Origin of the sequence: Streptomyces sp. NPDC002467, assembly GCF_042889825.1 — a bacterium.
Lineage (GTDB): Bacteria > Actinomycetota > Actinomycetes > Streptomycetales > Streptomycetaceae > Streptomyces.
In genome coordinates, this window is record NZ_JBIARJ010000002.1 from 78,967 (window position 1) to 97,813 (window position 18,847).

General features: G+C 72.0%; 14 protein-coding genes and 2 pseudogenes. 10 read left to right on the plus strand and 6 right to left on the minus strand.

The annotated features are described in order from the left end of the window. Positions 1-172 precede the first annotated feature (172 nt). The 9 genes and pseudogenes from ACFYYJ_RS03725 to ACFYYJ_RS03765 all read left to right on the plus strand — a co-directional run. A pseudogene (locus tag ACFYYJ_RS03725) lies at positions 173-1,804 on the plus strand (AMP-binding protein); the annotation flags it as partial. A gap of 111 nt (positions 1,805-1,915) precedes the next feature. Further along, positions 1,916-2,290: pseudogene (locus tag ACFYYJ_RS03730) on the plus strand (acyl-CoA thioesterase); the annotation flags it as partial. Positions 2,291-2,360: 70 nt separating this feature from the next. Further along, complete coding sequence (locus ACFYYJ_RS03735; RefSeq protein ID WP_389128172.1) at positions 2,361-4,769, plus strand: bifunctional salicylyl-CoA 5-hydroxylase/oxidoreductase; 2,409 nt, start codon at positions 2,361-2,363, stop codon at positions 4,767-4,769. A gap of 12 nt (positions 4,770-4,781) precedes the next feature. Continuing rightward, positions 4,782-5,822, plus strand: coding sequence for a carbon-nitrogen hydrolase family protein (locus tag ACFYYJ_RS03740; RefSeq protein ID WP_389128174.1), 1,041 nt, complete (start codon positions 4,782-4,784; stop codon positions 5,820-5,822). Beyond that, the gene (locus tag ACFYYJ_RS03745; RefSeq protein WP_385357798.1) at positions 5,819-6,931 is read left to right on the plus strand and encodes a cupin domain-containing protein; all 1,113 of its coding nucleotides are present in this window, start codon (positions 5,819-5,821) and stop codon (positions 6,929-6,931) included. The genes ACFYYJ_RS03740 and ACFYYJ_RS03745 overlap by 4 nt, the downstream gene beginning before the upstream one ends. A gap of 97 nt (positions 6,932-7,028) precedes the next feature. After that, positions 7,029-7,940 carry a fumarylacetoacetate hydrolase family protein gene (locus ACFYYJ_RS03750; RefSeq protein ID WP_389128176.1) on the plus strand — a complete coding sequence of 304 codons (912 nt, stop codon included), beginning with the start codon at positions 7,029-7,031 and terminating at the stop codon, positions 7,938-7,940. Positions 7,941-7,949: 9 nt separating this feature from the next. Then, positions 7,950-8,708: an Asp/Glu racemase gene (locus tag ACFYYJ_RS03755; RefSeq protein ID WP_385125277.1), complete on the plus strand. Its 759-nt coding sequence runs from the start codon at positions 7,950-7,952 to the stop codon at positions 8,706-8,708. A 117-nt stretch (positions 8,709-8,825) separates the two neighbouring features. Further along, positions 8,826-9,665, plus strand: coding sequence for a PaaX family transcriptional regulator C-terminal domain-containing protein (locus ACFYYJ_RS03760; RefSeq protein WP_389128178.1), 840 nt, complete (start codon positions 8,826-8,828; stop codon positions 9,663-9,665). Positions 9,666-9,700: 35 nt separating this feature from the next. Beyond that, positions 9,701-10,510 carry a crotonase/enoyl-CoA hydratase family protein gene (locus tag ACFYYJ_RS03765; protein ID WP_389128180.1) on the plus strand — a complete coding sequence of 270 codons (810 nt, stop codon included), beginning with the start codon at positions 9,701-9,703 and terminating at the stop codon, positions 10,508-10,510. A gap of 77 nt (positions 10,511-10,587) precedes the next feature. On the opposite strand, the gene ACFYYJ_RS03770 is transcribed toward ACFYYJ_RS03765, so the two are convergent. From ACFYYJ_RS03770 to ACFYYJ_RS03795, 6 genes are all read right to left on the minus strand, one after another. Next, entirely contained in the window at positions 10,588-12,498 is a 1,911-nt protein-coding gene (locus ACFYYJ_RS03770) for a beta-galactosidase (RefSeq protein WP_389128182.1), read from the minus strand. Beyond that, positions 12,495-13,532 carry a zinc-binding dehydrogenase gene (locus ACFYYJ_RS03775; RefSeq protein ID WP_385125269.1) on the minus strand — a complete coding sequence of 346 codons (1,038 nt, stop codon included), beginning with the start codon at positions 13,530-13,532 and terminating at the stop codon, positions 12,495-12,497. The genes ACFYYJ_RS03770 and ACFYYJ_RS03775 overlap by 4 nt, the downstream gene beginning before the upstream one ends. Next, a complete protein-coding gene (locus ACFYYJ_RS03780; RefSeq protein ID WP_389128184.1) occupies positions 13,529-14,512 on the minus strand; it encodes an inositol monophosphatase family protein in 984 nt (327 codons plus the stop codon). The genes ACFYYJ_RS03775 and ACFYYJ_RS03780 overlap by 4 nt, the downstream gene beginning before the upstream one ends. Further along, the gene (locus ACFYYJ_RS03785) at positions 14,509-15,777 is read right to left on the minus strand and encodes an aspartate aminotransferase family protein (protein WP_384733689.1); all 1,269 of its coding nucleotides are present in this window, start codon (positions 15,775-15,777) and stop codon (positions 14,509-14,511) included. The genes ACFYYJ_RS03780 and ACFYYJ_RS03785 overlap by 4 nt, the downstream gene beginning before the upstream one ends. A gap of 244 nt (positions 15,778-16,021) precedes the next feature. Further along, the gene (locus ACFYYJ_RS03790; protein ID WP_389128186.1) at positions 16,022-16,618 is read right to left on the minus strand and encodes an HAD family hydrolase; all 597 of its coding nucleotides are present in this window, start codon (positions 16,616-16,618) and stop codon (positions 16,022-16,024) included. Between the two features lie 26 nt (positions 16,619-16,644). Beyond that, a complete protein-coding gene (locus ACFYYJ_RS03795) occupies positions 16,645-17,871 on the minus strand; it encodes an MFS transporter (RefSeq protein ID WP_385357784.1) in 1,227 nt (408 codons plus the stop codon). Positions 17,872-18,041: 170 nt separating this feature from the next. On the opposite strand from ACFYYJ_RS03795, the gene ACFYYJ_RS03800 reads away from it, so the two are divergent. Then, positions 18,042-18,809, plus strand: a complete 768-nt coding sequence (locus ACFYYJ_RS03800; RefSeq protein ID WP_385357782.1) for a DeoR/GlpR family DNA-binding transcription regulator — start codon at positions 18,042-18,044, stop codon at positions 18,807-18,809. Positions 18,810-18,847: the final 38 nt, after the last annotated feature.

The window sequence follows — 18,847 nt, forward strand, 5'->3', positions numbered from 1 at the left end:
CCACCCCCGACGGTCGGAGCGGATTCCGTCGGCCCGTACTCCCCGCGACGCATGAGGTCATACGTATAACCCCTCGTTATCAAAATCAGATATCGCGTGTTGTTGACGGTCGCAATTTTGACGAGATACTTGCTCCACTCTCCCCGCTGCCCCGAGATTGAGGTGCCGCCCCATGGAGCTCTCCCCGTCTGCGCACGTCGACACGTTCTGCCGTGATCGGCTCCCGCCCTTCCCCCTCTGGCCCGAACTGCACTTCGATCTGCCGGAGTTGCGTTACCCGGACCGGCTCAACTGCGCCGAGCGCCTGCTGGACGAAGCCGTCCGGCGCTGGGGCCCCGACCGCCCCTGTCTGCTGACTCCCACCGAGCGGTGGAGCTACGGCGACCTGCTCGAACGCGCCAATCAGGTCGCGCGGGTGCTCACCGAGGACTTCGGTCTCGTCCCCGGCAACCGCGTCCTGCTGCGCGGCCCCAACAACCCCTGGCTGGTCGCCACGTGGCTGGGCGTGCTGAAGGCCGGCGGCGTCGCCGTCTCCACGATGCCGCTGCTGCGGGCCGCCGAGCTCGCCGAACTGGTCGACATCGGTCGCCCCGCCCTCGCGGTGTGCGACCACCGCTACCTGGAGGAGCTCGCCGCCGCCGCGGGCGAAGCGTCCGCCCCGCCGGTCGTGCTGGCCTACGGAGGCCCGGACGAGGCCGATCTGGTGGCGCGTTGCGCGGCCAAGGACGGCCGCTTCACCGCCGTGGCCACCGCCGCCGACGACGTGGCCCTGATCGCCTTCACCTCGGGAACGACCGGCCGGCCGAAGGCCACCCTGCACTTCCACCGCGACGTACTGGCCAACGCCGACACCTTCTCCCGGCACGTCCTGCGGCCCCGCCCCGACGACGTCTTCACCGGAACCCCGCCGCTCGCCTTCACCTTCGGGCTCGGCGGACTGGTCGTGTTCCCGCTCGCCGTGGGCGCCTCGACCCTGCTCGTCGAGCAGGCCTCCCCCCGACGGTTGGCCGCGCTCGTGGAGGAGCACGGCGTCACCGTGCTCTTCACCGCGCCCACCGCCTACCGGGCGATCATGGCGGCGGGGGAGGTCGGCCGGCTGGCGGGCCTGCGGCGCTGCGTGTCCGCGGGGGAGGCGCTGCCGGCGGCGGTGTGGGAGGAGTTCCACGCGGCCACCGGCCTGCGCATCATCGACGGGATCGGCGCCACCGAGATGCTCCACGTGTTCATCTCGGCCTCCGACGGCGACATACGCCCCGGCGCGACGGGCAGGCCCGTGCCCGGCTACCGGGCCCGCGTGGTCGACGAGGAGGGCGAGCCCGTCCCCGACGGGCAGCCGGGCCTCCTCGCCGTCACCGGCCCCACCGGCTGCCGGTACATGGAGGACCCGCGGCAGACCGCGTACGTCAGGAACGGCTGGAACATCACCGGCGACACCTACATCCGCGATGCCGACGGCTACTTCTGGTACGTGGCCCGCAGCGACGACATGATCGTCTCCTCCGGCTACAACATCGCCGGCCCCGAGGTCGAGAAGGCCCTCGCCGCCCATCCCCACGTCGAGGAGTGCGGTGTCGTCGGGGCTCCGGACGGCGAGCGCGGAATGCTCGTCAAGGCGTACGTGATCCTGCGCCCCGGGGTCGCACCCGACGCGGCCACCGTCAAGGAACTCCAGGACCACGTGAAGCGGACCGTCGCGCCCTACAAGTACCCGCGCGCCGTCGAGTTCGTCACCGAACTCCCGCGCACGAGCAACGGCAAGCTCCGGCGCGCCGAACTGCGCAGGCTCGCCGGGTCCGCCGGTCCGCACCAGGTGGTCCCGGCGCCGGCCCCGGAGGAGAGCTGCGCCGCCGGCAGCCCCGAGGCCCTCGTGCGGAACCTGCCGAGCATCGTCGTCGAGCGGCGCGTCGAATGGCAGGACACGGACGCGGCCGGTCACTACCACCACTCCACCGTCGTGCGCTGGGTCGAGGCGGCCGAAGCCGTCCTGCTGCGGCGACTGGGGCTCTCGCACCTCTTCGGCAGTACGCCCCGGGTCCACTTCGAGGCCGACTACCGGGCCCGGCTGTGGTTCGGCGAGAGCGTCCGCACCGAACTGCGGGTCACCAAGGTCGGTACCGCCTCGCTCCACTACGCCTTCACCGTCCGAGGGGAGGGGGAGGGCGTGGCCGCGACCGGCCGGATGGTCATCGCCCACTCGGCCGCGCGCGCCACCGGCTCCACGGCCTGGCCCGACGACGTGCGGGAGGTCCTCGCCAAGGCCGGGCCCCAGGCGCCCGAGCTCTTCGCGTGATGTGTTGGTTTCTTGACGGTCGCCAAATCTGCGACATATTCTTTTGCCCGGAACCACTTGGAGGAACACCGTGCGCGTAGCAGTCATCGGAGGGGGGCCGGGCGGGCTGTACTTCGCGGCCCTGGCCCAGCAGCTCTCCCCGGAATGGGAGATCACGGTGTGGGAGCGCAACGCCCGCGACGACGCGTTCGGCTTCGGCGTCGTCTTCTCCGACGAAACGCTCGACGGCATCGCGCAGGCCGACCCGGTCGTGTTCGCCGCCATGTCCGCGGAGTTCGCCCGCTGGAGCGACATCGACGTCCGCTACGAGGGCGAGGTCCACGTCTCCGGCGGCCACGGCTTCGCCGCCCTGGACCGCAACCGGCTGCGGGAGATCCTGCAGACGCGCTGCGCGGAACTCGGGGTGAGCGTCCGCTACGGAACCGAGGCCCCGCCCGTGGAGGAACTCTCCGCCGGCTACGACCTGGTGGTCGCCGCGGACGGGATCCGCTCCGCGGCCCGCGAGACGTATCAGGGCAGCTTCCGACCGGAGTTGGACGAGCGCCACTGCCGCTACATGTGGTTGTCCACCGACCGGGTCTTCGAGGCCTTCACCTTCATCGTGGAGAAGGGGGACTTCGGCAGCGTCCAGGTCCACGCCTACCCGTACGGCGGTGAACGCAGCACCTTCATCGTCGAGATGGCCGAGGAGGACTGGCGGCGCGCGGGCTTCGAGGCCTTCGCGGACCGGGAGTTCGCCCGCGGCGAGAGCGACGAGGCGAGCGTCCGCCGGTGCGAGGAGATCCTGGCCGGCCACCTCGACGGCCACCGGCTGATCCCCAACGCCTCGAAGTGGATCCGCTTCACGACCGTCCGCAACGCCTCCTGGAGCCACGGGAACGTCGTCCTGCTCGGGGACGCGGCCCACACCGCCCACTTCTCCATCGGCTCCGGCACCAAGCTCGCCATGGAGGATTCCCTCGCCCTGGTCGCCTGCCTGCACGAACACCCCGACGTGCCCTCGGCGCTCGCCGCGTACGAGGGCGAACGCCGGCCGGTCGTCGAATCCACGCAGCGCGCCGCCCAGGCCAGTCTCGAATGGTTCGAGAACATCGGCCGCTACACCGGCCAGGACCCGAGGCAGTTCGCCTTCAACCTCCTCACCCGAAGCCGCCGCGTCACCTACGACAACCTGCGCGTACGGGACGAGCGGTTCACCGACGCGGTCGACTCCTGGCACGCCGCCCTGAGCGCGCCCCCGGCCATCCGGACCGGCGGCGCGGACACCGCCCCCGGAGCCGTGCCGCCGATGTTCCGTGCGTTCCGGCTGGGCGGCCTGCACCTGCGCAACCGCGTCGTCGTACCACCCACCGCCCTGTACGCGGCGCGCGACGGCGTCCCCGGCGACTTCGAACTCGTCCACCTGAGCACCCAGGCGCTGGGCGGCGCCGGGCTGGTCCTCGCCGGCATGACGGCGGTGAGCGCCGACGGCCGGGCCACCCCGGGCTGCCCCGGCCTGTACACGGACGAACAGGAGGCCGCCTGGCGGCGGATCACCGACTTCGTGCACGGCCAGTCGGACACCTGCCTGGGCGTCCAGCTCACCCACGCCGGCCGCCGCGCCGCGACCGCCGTGCCCCGACCCGACGGCAGGGCCGCGCCCCTCGGCCCCGCGGGGTGGCCGCTCGTCGCCGCCTCCCCGCTGCCCTGGAGCGAACTCTCCGCCGTCCCCCGCGAGGCGACCCGCCAGGACATGGACGCCATCGCCGCCGATTTCACGGCCGCCGCCGAACGCGCCCACCGTGCCGGTTTCGACGCCCTCGAACTCCAGTACGGACACGGTCACCTGATGTCGGGGTTCCTGTCCCCGCTGACCAACACGCGCACCGACGACTACGGCGGCGGCCTCGCGGGCCGGCTCCGCTTCCCCCTGGAGGTGCTGCGCGCGGTGCGCGCCGTCTGGCCCGAGGGGAAGGCGCTCGTGGTCCGGGTGTCCGCCGCGGACTGGGCCGAGGGCGGCACCAGCGAGGCCGACGCGGTGGAGATCGCCCGGGCCCTGGCCGCGGCCGGAGCCGACGCGGTCGACGTGTCCACCGGCGAGGTCGTCCCGTACGAGCGGCCCCGTTACGGCCGCAGCTACCAGACCCCGTACGCCGACCTGATCCGCAACGCCACCGGCGTCCCCACCATCGCCGTCGGCGCCATCTCCACCCACGACGACGTGAACTCGATCGTCCTGGCCGGCCGGGCCGACCTGTGCGCCGTGGGCCGCGCCCACCTGCACGACCCCCTGTGGACCCTGCACGCCGCGGCCGCCCAGGGCTACAGCGGACCGGCGGCGCCCTGGCCGGCCTCCTGGAAGGCGGGCAGCGGCCGCCCGCCGGGCGCCCGTACGGACCGCGTCCCGCCCCGCCTCCAGCTGCTCCGCGAGGCCGCGCCGCCCGTGCACCAGCGCTGGGTACCGCCCGTTCCGGCCGCCGCCGCGGCGGCCGGCCGCTGACCTGGAGACCCGATGGACCATCTGCCACGCTTCACCGCCGCCGCCGTGCAGGCCGCACCCGTCTACCTGGACCCCGCGGCCACCGTCGACAAGGCGATCGCGCTGATCGCCGAGGCCGCCGCGGCCGGAGCCGAACTCGTCGTCTTCCCCGAGGTGTTCGTACCCGGCTACCCCTACTGGAACTGGACGATGAACCCGGTCCAGGGCTCGCCCTGGTTCGAGCGGCTCCAGCGCTCCGCCGTCGACCTCCCCGGCCCGCACGTCGACCGGCTGCGCGAGGCGGCCCGCCGGCACGGCGTCGTCCTCGTCATCGGGGTCAACGAGCGCAGCCCGTACAGCCTCGGCGTCCTCTACAACACCCTGCTCACCATCGGACCCGACGGCGAACTCCTCGGCGTCCACCGCAAGCTGGTGCCCACCTGGGCCGAGAAGCTCACCTGGACCGGCGGCGACGGCAGCTCGCTCAAGGTCCACCGCACGCCCGTCGGCCCGCTCGGCGCCCTGGCCTGCGGCGAGAACACCAACACCCTGGCCCGCTTCACCCTCCTCGCACAGGGCGAACTCGTCCACGCCTCCTGCTACATCGCCCTGCCCGTGGCCCCCGCCGACTACGACATGGCCGACGCCATCGCCGTCCGCACGGCGGCCCACAGCTTCGAGGGCAAGGTCTTCTCCGTCGTGGCCTGCTCCACGATCTCCCCGGAGATCGTGGACCTGCTCGCCGGGGACGACGAGGAACTGCGCAAGCAGTTCACCCGCCCCCGCAGCGCCCTCTCCGGGATCTTCGGCCCCGACGGCCGCCCCGTCACCGAACCGCTCGTCGACGACGAGGGCATCGTCTACGCCGAGATCGACCTCGCCCGCTGCGTCCAGCCCAAGCAGATGCACGACATCGTCGGCCACTACAACCGCTTCGACGTCTTCCGGCTGCACGTCGACGACCGCCCCCGCCCCCCGGTGACCTTCGCGACCGACACCGCGGCCGGCACGACACCCCCGCCCACCGCACCTCTCCGCACCGGTACGGCCGGCCCCATCGAGGAGGACTCATGACCACCGAGTACGACGACAGCCGGCTGGGCCGCGCCCGGGTGACGACCAGCCCGGAACTCACCGCCTACTACGGCGAACTCGCCGAGCTCGAAGCGGGCGCCCTGTGGACCGTCGCCAACGACATCGAGCCCTGGTACCCGCAGCCCAAGTCCGTGCCGGTGCTGTGGCGTTACGAGCAGCTGCGGCCGCTCGTCCACAAGGCACTCCCGCTGGTGAAGGCCGACGACGCCGGCCGCCGCGTGGTCATGCTGGTCAACCCCGGCCGCAAGGACGTCAGCGCCGCCGTGGGACTGCTCTACACCGGCCTCCAGATCATGGGACCCGGAGAGGCCATGACCGCCCACCGCCACCAGGCGGCCGCGCTGCGCTTCGTACACGAGGGCACCGGCGCGTGGACCATCGTGGACGGGCAGAAGCTGAAGGTCGCACCGGGCGACTTCGCCATCACGCCGAACGGCACCTGGCACGAGCACGGCAACGAATCCGAGGACGCCCCCGTGATCTGGCAGGACGGCCTGGACATACCCCTGGTCAACGCGCTGGACGCGGGCTTCTACGAGGTCCATCCCGAGCTGTACCAGACCCCCGGCAAGGTGATCAACTCCTCGGTCCTGACCTACGGCGGCAACCTGCTCCCGTACGGCACGGAGAAGTGGACCCGGCCCTACTCCCCGCTCCTCGCCTTCCCCTGGGAGCCCACCTACGAGGCCCTCCGCGACCTCGCGAAGGCCACCGAGGGCTCCCCGTACGACGGGGTGATCGCCGAGTACACCAACCCCCTCACCGGCGGCTCCGTCATGCCCACCATGAGCGCCCACATGCAGCTCCTGCGCCCCGGCCAGGCCACGCTCGCCCACCGCCACACCGGCTCGGTCGTCTACACCGCGGCCAAGGGACGGGGCGTCTCGGTGATCGCCGGGCAGCGCTTCGAGTGGAAGCGGGGCGACATCTTCTGCGTCCCCTCCTGGGCCTGGCACGAGCACCACAACCTCGACCCGTCCGAGGACGCCTGCCTCTTCTCCTTCGACGACTTCCCCGTGATGCGCTCCCTGAGCTTCTTCCGGGAAGAGGCGTACCCCGACAACGGCGGCCGGCAGCCCGCCGCCTGAGCCGCTCCGCCGCACCGGCGCCCGCCGGCCCTGACACCGGCTCCGGTGCGGCGGAGCACCCCCTCCCCGTCCCTCCCCCCAACCGCAAGGAGCAGCCATGCGCCTGGTCACCTACACCCCCACCGCACACGACGCACCCCTCCGCCTCGGCGCCCGGATCGACGACCGTGTCGTCGACCTCGCCGTCCTGGCGAGCCGGGCCGGCGTGCGTCTCCCGCTGGACCTGCTGTCGTTCGTCCAGGCCGGTACCCCGGCCCAGGAGGCCGCTCGGGAGCTGCTGGCCGGCGGCCCCGCGACCTGGCCGGCCGACGCCGTGCACCGGATCGACGAGGTGTCGCTGCACGCCCCGCTGCGCCCCGGCAAGATCATCGGGGTCGGGCTGAACTACGTCGAACACGTCGAGGAGTCCAGCCGCAGCCTGGACACCGACAAGGAGCGGCCCACGCGCCCGGTGCTGTTCAGCAAGCCCGCCACCGCCGTCACCGGCCCCGGCCGGCCGATCCTGCACAACGGCGACCTCACCTCCCAGCTGGACTGGGAGTGCGAACTGGCCGTGGTCATCGGCCGCACCGCGTTCCGCGTGAGCGAGGAGGACGCGTACGAGCACGTCTTCGGCTACAGCATCCTCAACGACATCAGCGCCCGCGACCAGCGCCGCTCCGGCCAGTGGTTCTTCTCCAAGGGCCAGGACTCCTACGCGCCGTTCGGCCCCGAAGTCGTCACGGCCGACGACATCCCCGACCCGATGGACCTCGACCTCTCGCTGCGCGTCAACGGCGTCACCAAGCAGAAGTCGAACACCCGCCACATGCTCTTCCCCATCGCGCGCCTCATCGCCGACATCTCCTCCGGTGTCACCCTGGAACCGGGAGACGTCATCGCCACCGGATCGCCCGCCGGCGTCGGAGCGGGCATGGTCCCGCCGGAGTTCCTCGTCCCCGGCGACATCGTCGAGGCCACCGTCGAAGGCATCGGCACCCTGACCAACCCCGTCGTCGACGCCCGCTGAGGAGCGCACATGTCCCCCCGCACCTACCGCATCGGCCAGATCGTGCCGAGCTCCAACGTCACCATGGAGACCGAGGTCCCGGCGATCCTGCGGGCCCGCGAGTCCATCGCCCCCGAACGCTTCACCTTCCACTCCAGCCGGATGCGCATGACGCACGTGACTCCGGAGCAGCTCAAGGCCATGGACGCCGACTCCGACCGGTGCGCCGTCGAGCTGTCCGACGCGCACGTCGACGTCCTCGGCTACGCCTGCCTGGTGGCCATCATGAGCATGGGGCTCGGCTACCACCGCACCTCCGAGGAGCGCCTGCACCTGCGCACCGTGGAGAACGGCGCCCCCGCCCCCGTCGTCACCAGCGCCGGAGCCCTCGTGCACGGCCTGGAGACCCTCGGCGCGAAGAAGATCGCACTGATCGCCCCGTACATGCGGCCCCTGACGAAGACCGTCGTCGACTACCTCACCCACGAGGGCGTCGAGGTCCTCGACTACGAGGCCCTGGAGATCCCGAACAACCTCGACGTCGCCGCGCACGACCCCGCCCGGCTCCCGGGCCTCGCCAGGGCGCTGAACCACAGCGACGCCGACGCCGTCGTGCTCTCCGCCTGCGTACAGATGCCCTCCCTGGGCGCCATCGAGGAAGCCGAACAGCTCCTCGGCAAGCCCGTGGTCTCGGCGGCCGTGTGCACCGCCCACCAGATGCTGCGGGCCCTGGACCTCCCGGCGGTGGCCCCCGGCGCGGGGCACCTGCTGTCCGGTGCCTACGCCTGACCGGCGCCCACGCCCGACCGCCGGCGCGCCGCAGCCCGCCGAGCCGTACCGCGACCTGGACGGGGCCCCACCGCCCCGGCTGGGTAGGATCGCGTCCGCACACGACGGAAGGCGATCATGGCGGACACTCCGATTCGACCCAGTTCATTGATCAATACGGTCTACGGAGCGTTCCTGCGGCGCCTCGGTGGGTGGATCTCCGTCGCCGACCTGATCACCCTGATGTCCGAACTGGACGTCGACGGCCCGGCGGCGCGCTCCGCGATCTCCCGGCTCAAGAAGAAGGGCGTCCTGGAACCGGAGCGCCGCGGCGCCACCGGCTACCGGCTCAGCCCCGCCGCGCAGCCCGTCTTCGACGAGGGCGACCGGCGGATCTTCGGCAGCCTGGAGCCGGCGAAGCTGAGCGACGGCTGGGCCATGGCCGTCTTCTCGGTCCCGGAGTCCGAGCGCTCGTACCGCTACCAGCTGCGCACCCGGCTGACCTGGCTCGGCTTCGGGAACATCGCCCCGGGTGTGTGGCTGGCGCCGGGCCGGCTCCTCGGCGACGCCCGCGACATGCTCGTCCGGCGCGGGCTGAGCGACTACGTGCACCTGTTCGCCGCGGACTACGCAGCCTTCAGCGACCTGCCCGGGACGGTCAGCTCGTGGTGGGACTTCCCCGCGATCCAGGAGCAGTACGCCGGCTTCACCGAGGCGTACGGACCCGTCGCCGCGACACTGGCCGAGCAGGGCACCATCGACGGCGCCGAGGCGTTCCGCCACTACGTCCCGATGCTCACCCGGTGGCGCCGGCTGCCCTACCTCGACCCGGGCCTGCCCGCCGAACTGCTGCCCGCCGACTGGAACGCGGTCGCCGCGCGCCAGACCTTCCAGCGGCTGAACGACGTACTGGCCGCGCCGAGCCTGCGGCACGTACAGGAGGTCACCGGGGTGGCGGAGGAGACCCCGGAAGGGTAGGGATGCCCTGCGCCTGCCGGCATCCGACCGCACCCATGGACCCCTGGAGTTCCGCTGTGGCCACGACCTCCGAACCGCCCGCCGTCCGGATCGAACGCGACGGCCCCGTCTTCACGGTGATCCTCGACCGCCCCGGGGTGCGCAACGCGGTCGACGGCCCGACGGCGGCCCTGCTCGCCGATGCCTTCCGTGAGTTCGAGGAGGACGAGGCCGCGTCCGTCGCCGTGCTGTGGGGCGAAGGAGGCACGTTCTGCGCCGGCGCGGACCTCAAGGCCGTCGGCACCGACCGCGGCAACCGGGTGGAGGCCGAGGGCGACGGGCCGATGGGCCCCACGCGCATGAACCTGACCAAACCCGTCATCGCCGCGATCAGTGGCCACGCGGTGGCGGGCGGACTCGAACTCGCCCTGTGGTGCGATCTGCGCGTGGCCGAGGACGACGCCACGTTCGGGGTGTTCTGCCGCCGCTGGGGCGTGCCGCTGATCGACGGCGGCACGGTACGGCTGCCACGCCTGATCGGCGAGAGCCGGGCGATGGACCTGATCCTCACCGGTCGGCCCGTGACCGCCGCCGAGGCGCACGCGATCGGCCTCGTCAACCGGCTCGTGCCGCCGGGGGAAGCCCGCCGCGCGGCGGAGCGGCTCGCCCGCGAGATCGCCGGGTTCCCGCAGCTGTGCCTGCGGCACGACCGGCTCTCCGTACGGGAACAGCACGGTCTGGGGGAGCGGGAGGCCCTGGCCGTCGAACACCGCCACGGCCTCGTCCCGCTCACCGCGGGGGAGACGCAGGCCGGCGCCGACCGGTTCGCGAACGGCGCCGGTCGCCACGGCTCCTTCACCGGGTGAACGGCACCGGCCCACAGCGGATGTGAGCGGGCGGCGGAAGGCGCGCTGTCAGGTGCGTCCTTCCGCCGCCCGCGTTCTCAGGAGGCCCGGACGCGTGCCGCGTCGGCCTGTTGGCCGCCCCAGGTGAGGGCGACGGGGGTGGTGGACGGTGGCTCGGGGGTGGCCAGCCAGCCCAGGAGTTCGCCGTCGCGGCTGACGATCACGGCGGCGGATCCGGCGGGCAGCTCCAGGGCCCAGCCGCCGCCGTCGCCGGTGACCCGGTCCTCGCCGTCGGTCGGGTTGAAGGCGCCGAGGACACGGACGCCCGCCGGTCCGGAGCGGCTCAGTACGCGCGCCCTGCCGTGGGCCGTCGTCCGGCGCGGCGCGTCCGGGACCGGCAGCGCGGAGGCGAACGAGGCCACGAAGGCCGCGACCGCGCCGTCGGCGGACTCCCCGGCGGGGAGCGTCAGCACACCGGGGCCGTCGGAGCCGTCGGGGTGGCCGGCCCGCAGCACGGCCACGGGGAGCCCCGTGCCGTCGGCGACCGGTCCCGGGGGCGCGTCGAGCCAGGCCGGGGCGATCAGCCGGCCGGAGCGGGCCAGCTCCCCGTGGACGGCGTCGGCGAGTTCCGCGAGGACGGTACGGCCCGTGCGCTGCCAGGCGCCCGCCTCCGGCAGGGTCCGGTCGACGAGGACCACCCCGTCGTGGTCCGGGGTACTGGCGAGCAGCACGTCGCCGAAGCGGTCGAGGAACGCGGCGAGCAGGCGCAGGCCCTCGGCGTTGGCCTGGTGGGCGCCGGACTCGGCGAGCGGCGCCCCGGGGCTGTACGGCGGTGCGTGGAGGGCCGGGTCGACGCCTTCGGAGCGCAGTCCGTCGGGGTCCATGTCCACCAGGTCGCCCCAGTTCCCCGTGGCACAGGCGGTGTAGACGCTGACGGTGGTGGAGCCCAGCAGCAGGGCCAGCAGGGCGTTGAAGACGGGGGCGGCCGGCTCGGCGAAGGTCTCGTCGGTCCAGGTGAAACCCCAGTTGGCTTCGACCACGTCGGTGCCGCCGAGCAGGATCCCGGTCAGGTGGGAGCCGAAGGCGCCGGTGTCGCGGGCCGGGTTGCCGACCCACTCGGTGTGCCCGATCAGGTGCGCCGAGCCCTGGACGGCACGCTGCCGGGCCGCCCAGGCGTCGAGGGCGGCGCGCGGCGCGGCGGTCCCGGTCAGGGGCACGTTGGCCAGCCGGACCGGTCCCTGCGGGAAGAGCTCGGAGATCCAGTCCCACACGCCGACGATGGCGTGCCCGGACCACTGCGACCACAGCCTGCGCAGGGCGCTGGTCCACCGGGTGACGTCCTCGCCGGTCCGCGCGGCCTCGTCGGGCAGGCCGCGTCCGGCCAGCCAGCGGGCGAAGGCCTCGCGGGCGGCGGGTGAGGCGTCCTGCGCGTCCACGGGGAGGTGGGCGTCGCCCGCGGTGCCCTCGTTGCCGAGCTGCAGGGCGACCACGGGGCCGCCGGGGGCGACGGCCCCGGCGACGACCTCGTCGGCGACGGCCTTCAGCCAGACCTCCGTCTCGGCCCGCACCACCGGGTCGAGGAGGCTGGGCAGGGGGCTGCCCTGGGAGGTGAGGACGCTGCCGTCCAGGCCCCGGTACGGGGTGTGGTCCGGGCCGCACAGCCGGTCGGGCAGCCCGCCGAGCTGGACCTCCGCGTGGATGAACGGGCCCGGTTTGAGCAGCACGCCCAGCCCGGCGCGTTCCGCCAGCTCCAGCAGTGCGACCACGTCGCGCTGCGGGTCGGTCTTCCCGGTGAAGTCGAAGGAGCGGCCGTCGCCCTCACCGGTCTCGTGGAACCGCCACGGCAGGTAGCAGGAGACGACGTCCACGCCCAGGGCGCGCAGTTCCCGCAGGTTGGACGCCCAGTTGGCGGGATCGGCCCGGTAGTACGGGTACTCGCCGACGACGACCGGCCGGGCCGTCCCGGGAACGAGCGCACCGGCCAGCCGGGTGCGCGGGGCGGGGCTCATGCGTCGGCCCCGGCGTACGGAGGTACGAGGACGACCTTCAGCGCGGCGTACTCGGCGCCCGGGACGGCGGCCAGGGCCTTGAACGCCTCCTCGTGGTCGGCGAGGGCGAAGCGGTGGGTGACCACCCGCTCCAGCGGCAGCCGCCGGGCCAGCTCCACGGCCCTGGGGAAGATCATGCTGTTGTAGTCGCCGGCGCCGATGATCTGCAGCCCGCGCTGGAGGAGGGTGAGCGGGCGGACGGTGGCGGAGGCGTTGCTGTTGAAACCCATCACGACGACCCGGCCGCGCACGGCGGCGTAACGGATGCCCTGCTCCAGGAGGTTGCCGACGGAGTCGACGACCAGGTCGCCGCGTGCGGCGAGTTCGGGGTCGTCCGGGGTGTGGAGGGTGACGCGGCCCGCGAACTCGGGGGCGTCGAAGACCTCCTGCGCGAGCCGCCGCCGGACCGGGTCGGGCTCGACGAGCAGGACGCCGGCCCCGTAGAGCTGGGCGGCCATGGCGGTGACGACGCCCATCGGGCCCGCGCCGACGACCACGGCGGTCTCGCCCGGCGCCAGCCGGCCGGCCTCGATGTTGTTCAGCGCGCAGGCGAGCGGCTCGACGACGACGGCGCGGTCGAAGCTCATGCCGTCGGGTATCGCGTGGCAGAACAGCTCGGGGAGGCGGATGAACTCGGCGAAGGAGCCGTCGTAGTCCAGTCCGACCTCGGTGCCCGCCTTGTGGCCGCAGAAGTTCCAGTGCCCTTCGAGGCAGGTGGAACAGGTGCCGCAGTACAGGGTGGGGTTGACGATGACCCGGTCGCCGACCGCGAAACGGGTGACGCCGGGGCCGGTGGCGTCGACGACGCCGACGGCCTCGTGGCCCATCACCACGCCGGTCTCGGCGGGGAACTTGCCGACGAGCACGCTGCGGTCGGTGCCGCAGATGCCGCTCTGGGTGACGCGGATGACGACGTCGTCGGCGGCCACGGGTTCGGGCTTGGGGTGGTCGACCAGGGCGAGCGTGCGGTCGGCGGTGAGCGTCAGGGCCTTCATGATGCCTCCCTCGCGGACGCGACGGCGGCGCGGCCGAGGTCCCAGCGGATGGATTCGAGGAGCTGCTTGTGGAGTTCGGGGGTGGCCGCGGCGATGCAGGACTTCTGGTTCATCGGGCCGAGGTCCACCAGGGAGGTGCTGCCGAGGCCGTCGCCGTAGGCGTCGGTGATGACGACACCGGCCAGCCGGGCGAGGTACACCACGGCCGCGATGTCGTAGGGGAAGAGGTGCAGGATCGAGCCGCGACCGACCCGCAGGAACGCCTCCTCGGTGTCCGGGTGGTCGCGCAGGACGCGGTTGCCGATGTCGACGTACGCGTCGAGCTGGCCCGTGATGATGCGGGAGATGGAGAAGGTGCTGCTGTTGAAGACGAAGATTCCGCCGGTGTTCGCCGACCGGTCGACGAGGTGGCCGTAGGCCTCGGTCATCAGGTCCATGGGGTGGCCGTTGAACTCGATCGACCAGAACATGCGGGTCAGGTCGGTGTTCCGGCTCAGCTGCGGCACGGGGGCGGGGAAGCCGCCGCTGTCGAGGCCGCCGGTCTCGTCCCCGTAGAGCCACGCACCGCTCTTGATCTCCACCAGGCACGCGGCGTCGACGTCTGCGAGCGTGGGGGCCCCGTCGCCGTAGGGGGCGGCCGCGATGGACACCATGCCCATTTCGAGTCCGGCGGAGGTGGGGCGGGTCCCGTCGATCGGGTCGACCACGAGGAGGACCTCGGGATCGGGCGCGAGCTCCACGTAGGAGCCGTCCTCGGTGTACAGGGCGGTCGGGACGGTGGCGTGGGCGCGGAGGTAGTCCAGTACGGCCTGCTCGGCGACCTCGTCGACGTCGAACTGGGCGTCGCCGCCCGGGGAGTCGCCGTGGACCGACCGCTCGCGCCCGTGGGCCTCGTAGGCCAGCAGTTCGGAGCGGACGTGCTGCCCGAGGGAGGTGAGCAGCTCCTTCATCGGGTTCGCGCTCGGGTTCGCGGTGGTCATCGGGCCAGCTCCGCCAGGAAGAGGTTCTCCAGCTTGTCGCAGATCTCCTCGGCCTGGTCCATGGTGAGGATCAGCGGCGGACGGATCTTCAGGACGTTGCCGTAGCCGTAGCGCGAGGTGCGCAGGATCAGACCGTGGTCCATGGCCTTGGCGGCGAGGTGGTTGGTGAGCTTCACGGCCGGCTTGCCGTCCGCCTCGGCGATCTCGAAACCGATCATGAGGCCGACGCCGCGGACGTCCACGATGGCCGGGTAGCGGCGCTTCATGTCGTGGAGGCGTTCCATGATGGAAGCGCCGGTCCGCGTCACATTGGCCAGGAATTCCGGCTGCCGCACGATGTCGAGCGTGACGTTCGCCGCCGCGGCGGCCAGCAGGTTGGCCCCGTAGGTGAAGGAGTGGTGGCTGGCGGGAAGGCCGGCGAGCCGCTCGTTGGTGAGGATCGCCGCGACCTGGGCGCCCGAACCGCCGAGTCCCTTGGCCGTGGTGATGGCATCGGGCTCGACGCCGAAGTACTGGGCCGCGAACATGTGGCCGGTGCGGCCGATGCCCGTCTGGATCTCGTCGAATATGAGGGCGATGTTCTGCTCGTCGCAGAAGGCCCGCAGCTTCTGCATGTAGCCGTCGGGGGGCACGATGTTGCCGCCGTTCCCGGATATCGGCTCGATGAGGACGGCCGCGACGCGGCCGGAACTCGCGTAGTCGACGAAGTCCTCCAGCCGGTCCACGCACATCAGCCCGCAGGAGTCCTTCTGCTGCCCGTAGAAGCAGCGGAAGCAGTACGGGTCGGGTACCTGGAGGCTGCCGGGGAAGAGGTTGGGGAAGGGCTCGCGACGGAACGAGTTCCCCGACATCGACGTCATCATCATCGTCTGTCCCACATGGCTGCGGAACAGCGTGATGACCTCGGATTTCCCGGTGGCTAACTGGGCCATCTTGATGGCGCCCTCATTGGCGGCGGACCCGCCGGACACCTTGGGGTGCACCTTGGTCAGGCCGGCCGGGGACACGTCCACCAGCCGTTCGACGAGCCCGTTGACCGGGTCGCTCTGGTACGAGGAGGTGATGTGGACGACCTTGTCGAGCTGGTCCTTCATGGCGGCGATGACGGCCGGGTGCGAATAGCCCAGGCTCAGGTTGAACGTCGCCGAAGCGCAGTCGAGGTAGCTGTTCCCGTCCTCGTCGTAGAGGTAGACACCCTCGCCCCGCGCCATCTTGAAGTCGCTGACGGGGTAATAGATGTGATCGGTGACGTCTTTGGTATCCATGGTTCTCTCTCACACGGGTCGGGAAAGCATCACGGTCGTGGACGGTGAGGGGAACTCACGTCCGACGGGAACACGTGGTGTGGAATGGGAGGGGAATACGGCTCGAAGCCGGTGGCGGCGGCCCGGAATACTTCACCCGTCACGGACGGGGATCTCGTGGCTGCGCTTTCTCGATCATCCGATCACATTCCAACAGGCCTTGACAAGAGGCGAATTGTGGACGTGAATCTCATCGCATCGTGATTCATGGCCGGAAAAGCACGGCTTTCAGCTCTTCCGGGGACGTGAACAGATGTCCCTGGAGGCCGAGTTCGCGCGCCGCCCGGACGTTGTCGGACCGGTTGTCGACGAACAGGATCTCGCCCGGGGGCAGTCCGAGTGCGCGGACGCACCACCGGTAGGCGGCGGGCGCGGGCTTGGCGCTGCCGATCCGGCAGGAGAGGCCGCGGACCGCGAACCCCTCCAGCCAGGGCTGGGTGGCCTCGTAGTGGGCGGCCAGTTCCTCGGGGATGTTGGAGAGGAGGCCGAGGACGAGGCCCCGCTCGGCGAGGAGGCCGAGCAGGTCCACCATGCTCCGGTCGATCTCGCTCCAGCTCGCGATGTCGGCGGCGATCAGATCGGCGGTCAGCCGGTCGTCGAGCGGGACCCCCAGCTGTGCGCAGACCTTCTGCCAGTAGCCGGGGCCCGCCACCTCACCCCGGTCGTAGGGGGCGCGGTGGGACCAGTACGCCTCCCAGAAGGGACGGGGATCGCCGCCGAGCGTGCGTTCGAGTACGCCCCGGGACTCGGCGGACTGGACGCGGGCGATCACACCGAACATGTCGAAGAGAACGGCTTTCATGCTTCCGGTTCCTTACGTCGTTCACGTCACGGGGCGGCGACGGCATCCGTGCGCCCCGACGTGCGGGGGCCGCCCGCCCCACCGGGATCGGGGGCGCCCCGCCGCAGCCACAGGCTCAGGACGCCGCACACCACGGCGAGCGCGAACAGCACCAGGGGCACCGTCTTCACCTCCATCGTGTCGATGACGCCGCCCAGCAGCGGCGGGAAGGCCACGCCGCCGATCATCGAAGCGGCGATCACGTAGGCGCCGGCCGCGGACACACCGGGGACGGCGCGGTTCAGCCAGGGCAGGCAGGTCGGGAAGATCGGCGCGATCATCAGGCCGACGCCGAAGTACGCGTACGGGGCGAGGGCCGGCACGGTCGCCAGCAGCAGGAACCCGGCCATGCCCGCGCAGCAGACGATCAGGATCGAGGGCGCGGACCAGCGCAGACTGAGGGGCGCGACGACGAACCGGCCGACGGTCATGGCGGCCCAGTAGGCGGAGGTCGCGGTGGCGGCGGTGGCGGCGCCGTATCCGACGGCTTCGAGGTGGGTGGGCTCCCAGCCGCCCACGCCGGTCTCGATGGCCACGTGCAGGACGTAGATGCCGATGAACGCCGCGATGATCGGGAGCACGCGGGCCCCGCCCGCCGGGGCGCCCTCCGCCGGCTCGGGCCGGGGTTCGCGGGCGGCCACTCCGCCCAGGGTGACCAGGATCAGCAGGCTGACCACGCCGATCCCGACGAAGATCTCCGGGTAGTTGTCCGCCCCGAGCCAGCCGATCAGGGCCGGGCCCGCGATGGCGCCGATGCCGAAGTGCCCGTTGAGCAGGTTGAGCATGGCGGTGCTGCGGCGGCCGAAGCCCACGGCGAAGAGCTGGTTGAGGCCGTAGTCGATGCCTCCGAAGCCCAGGCCGATGACGAACGTCCCGGCGAGGGCCAGGGTCCAGTTCGGCGAGAAGGCGAAGACCGCGGCGCCCGCGGCCATCAGTACGTAGGAGCCGCCGAGCAGCGCCCGGTTGTTCAGGCGGCCCCGCAGGAGGTGGTAGATCAGCACGCCCGCCAGCGCGCCGACGAAGTGGGCGCTGAGGCTGAGCCCGGCCACGGCCGGGCTGATCCCGTACTCCTCCCGCAGGGCGGGGATCGCGGGCCCGTAGAGCGCCTGGAGGGCGCCGATCACCACGAACGCGACGCACGAGGCGGTGATCGCGACGGTGGTGAGGAGAGGCCTTCCCGCTTCGGGCAGGTCGGCCTCACTGGTGGCGGACATGGCTCTCCTCATCGTCCCTGGGCGAATGAACAGATCCAACGTTCATTGTGGCCCTAAATGCACACTGTGCCGGTCACAGTACTCAGGATGAATGTTCGTTACAACAGATCGGATGTGCGAAACGCTCACGGGAGGCCTCTGACGGCTTCATCTGTGCTAAAAGCAGACACATGAACGTGATGGAGAGGCACAAGTTCGTCGTGGGACTGCTCGTGCGGCAGAACCGCGCGACCGTGGCCGAGCTGGCCCAGGCCACCGGGGCGTCGGAGATGACCATCCGGCGGGACCTGGAGGTACTGGAATCCCGGGGCGCGCTGCGCCGGGTCCGCGGCGGTGCCGTCAGCAGCCTGCCCGGCGGCGTCGAGCCGCCCTACGCGATCCGGGCCATGTCCGGGGCGCGGGCCAAGGAGCGGCTGGCGCGCGCCGTCGTCGATCTGCTCACCGACGGCGAGACCGTGGCCCTCGACACCGGCACCACCGCCGTGGCCGTCGCGAAGGCCATGGCCGGCCGCCAGTTCACGGTCACCCCCCTCTCCCTGCACGCCGCCTTCGCCCTCTCCGGGCAGTCCGGCGTCCAACTGGTGATGCCCGGCGGACAGGTGCGTCCCGAGGAACTCTCGTTCTACGGCCAGACCCCCGTGCAGACCTTCAAGGAGCTGTGCTTCGACACGTTCGTCCTGGGCTGCTGCGGCGTCGACCCGGTCCAGGGCGCCACCGCCTACAACCTCGACGACGTCCAGGTGAAGCGGGCCGCGGTGGCGGCGGCCCAGCGGGTGATCCTCGTGGCCTCCGCGGACAAGATCGGCCGCACCGCGCTGGGCCGGATCTGCTCGATGGAGGAGATCGCCCTCGTCGTCACGGACGCCCCCGGCGACTCCCCGGGGGTCGAGGCGCTGCGGGAGCGGGGGGTCGAGGTGGTCCATCCGGCGAACGACTGACCGCGCGGCCATGACGATTCATGTGGGGCGCCCTTCCT

Bases quoted from the DNA above. Each gene is read 5' to 3' on its own strand.
- ACFYYJ_RS03770 (WP_389128182.1), bottom strand. From the start codon at position 12,498: ATGAGCCCCGCCCCGCGCACCCGGCTGGCCGGTGCGCTCGTTCCCGGG.
- ACFYYJ_RS03750 (WP_389128176.1), top strand. From the start codon at position 7,029: ATGCGCCTGGTCACCTACACCCCCACCGCACACGACGCACCCCTCCGC.
- ACFYYJ_RS03790 (WP_389128186.1), bottom strand. From the start codon at position 16,618: ATGAAAGCCGTTCTCTTCGACATGTTCGGTGTGATCGCCCGCGTCCAG.
- ACFYYJ_RS03800 (WP_385357782.1), top strand. From the start codon at position 18,042: ATGAACGTGATGGAGAGGCACAAGTTCGTCGTGGGACTGCTCGTGCGG.
- ACFYYJ_RS03755 (WP_385125277.1), top strand. From the start codon at position 7,950: ATGTCCCCCCGCACCTACCGCATCGGCCAGATCGTGCCGAGCTCCAAC.
- ACFYYJ_RS03765 (WP_389128180.1), top strand. From the start codon at position 9,701: ATGGACCCCTGGAGTTCCGCTGTGGCCACGACCTCCGAACCGCCCGCC.
- ACFYYJ_RS03780 (WP_389128184.1), bottom strand. From the start codon at position 14,512: ATGACCACCGCGAACCCGAGCGCGAACCCGATGAAGGAGCTGCTCACC.
- ACFYYJ_RS03740 (WP_389128174.1), top strand. From the start codon at position 4,782: ATGGACCATCTGCCACGCTTCACCGCCGCCGCCGTGCAGGCCGCACCC.
- ACFYYJ_RS03795 (WP_385357784.1), bottom strand. From the start codon at position 17,871: ATGTCCGCCACCAGTGAGGCCGACCTGCCCGAAGCGGGAAGGCCTCTC.
- ACFYYJ_RS03745 (WP_385357798.1), top strand. From the start codon at position 5,819: ATGACCACCGAGTACGACGACAGCCGGCTGGGCCGCGCCCGGGTGACG.
- ACFYYJ_RS03760 (WP_389128178.1), top strand. From the start codon at position 8,826: ATGGCGGACACTCCGATTCGACCCAGTTCATTGATCAATACGGTCTAC.
- ACFYYJ_RS03775 (WP_385125269.1), bottom strand. From the start codon at position 13,532: ATGAAGGCCCTGACGCTCACCGCCGACCGCACGCTCGCCCTGGTCGAC.
- ACFYYJ_RS03785 (WP_384733689.1), bottom strand. From the start codon at position 15,777: ATGGATACCAAAGACGTCACCGATCACATCTATTACCCCGTCAGCGAC.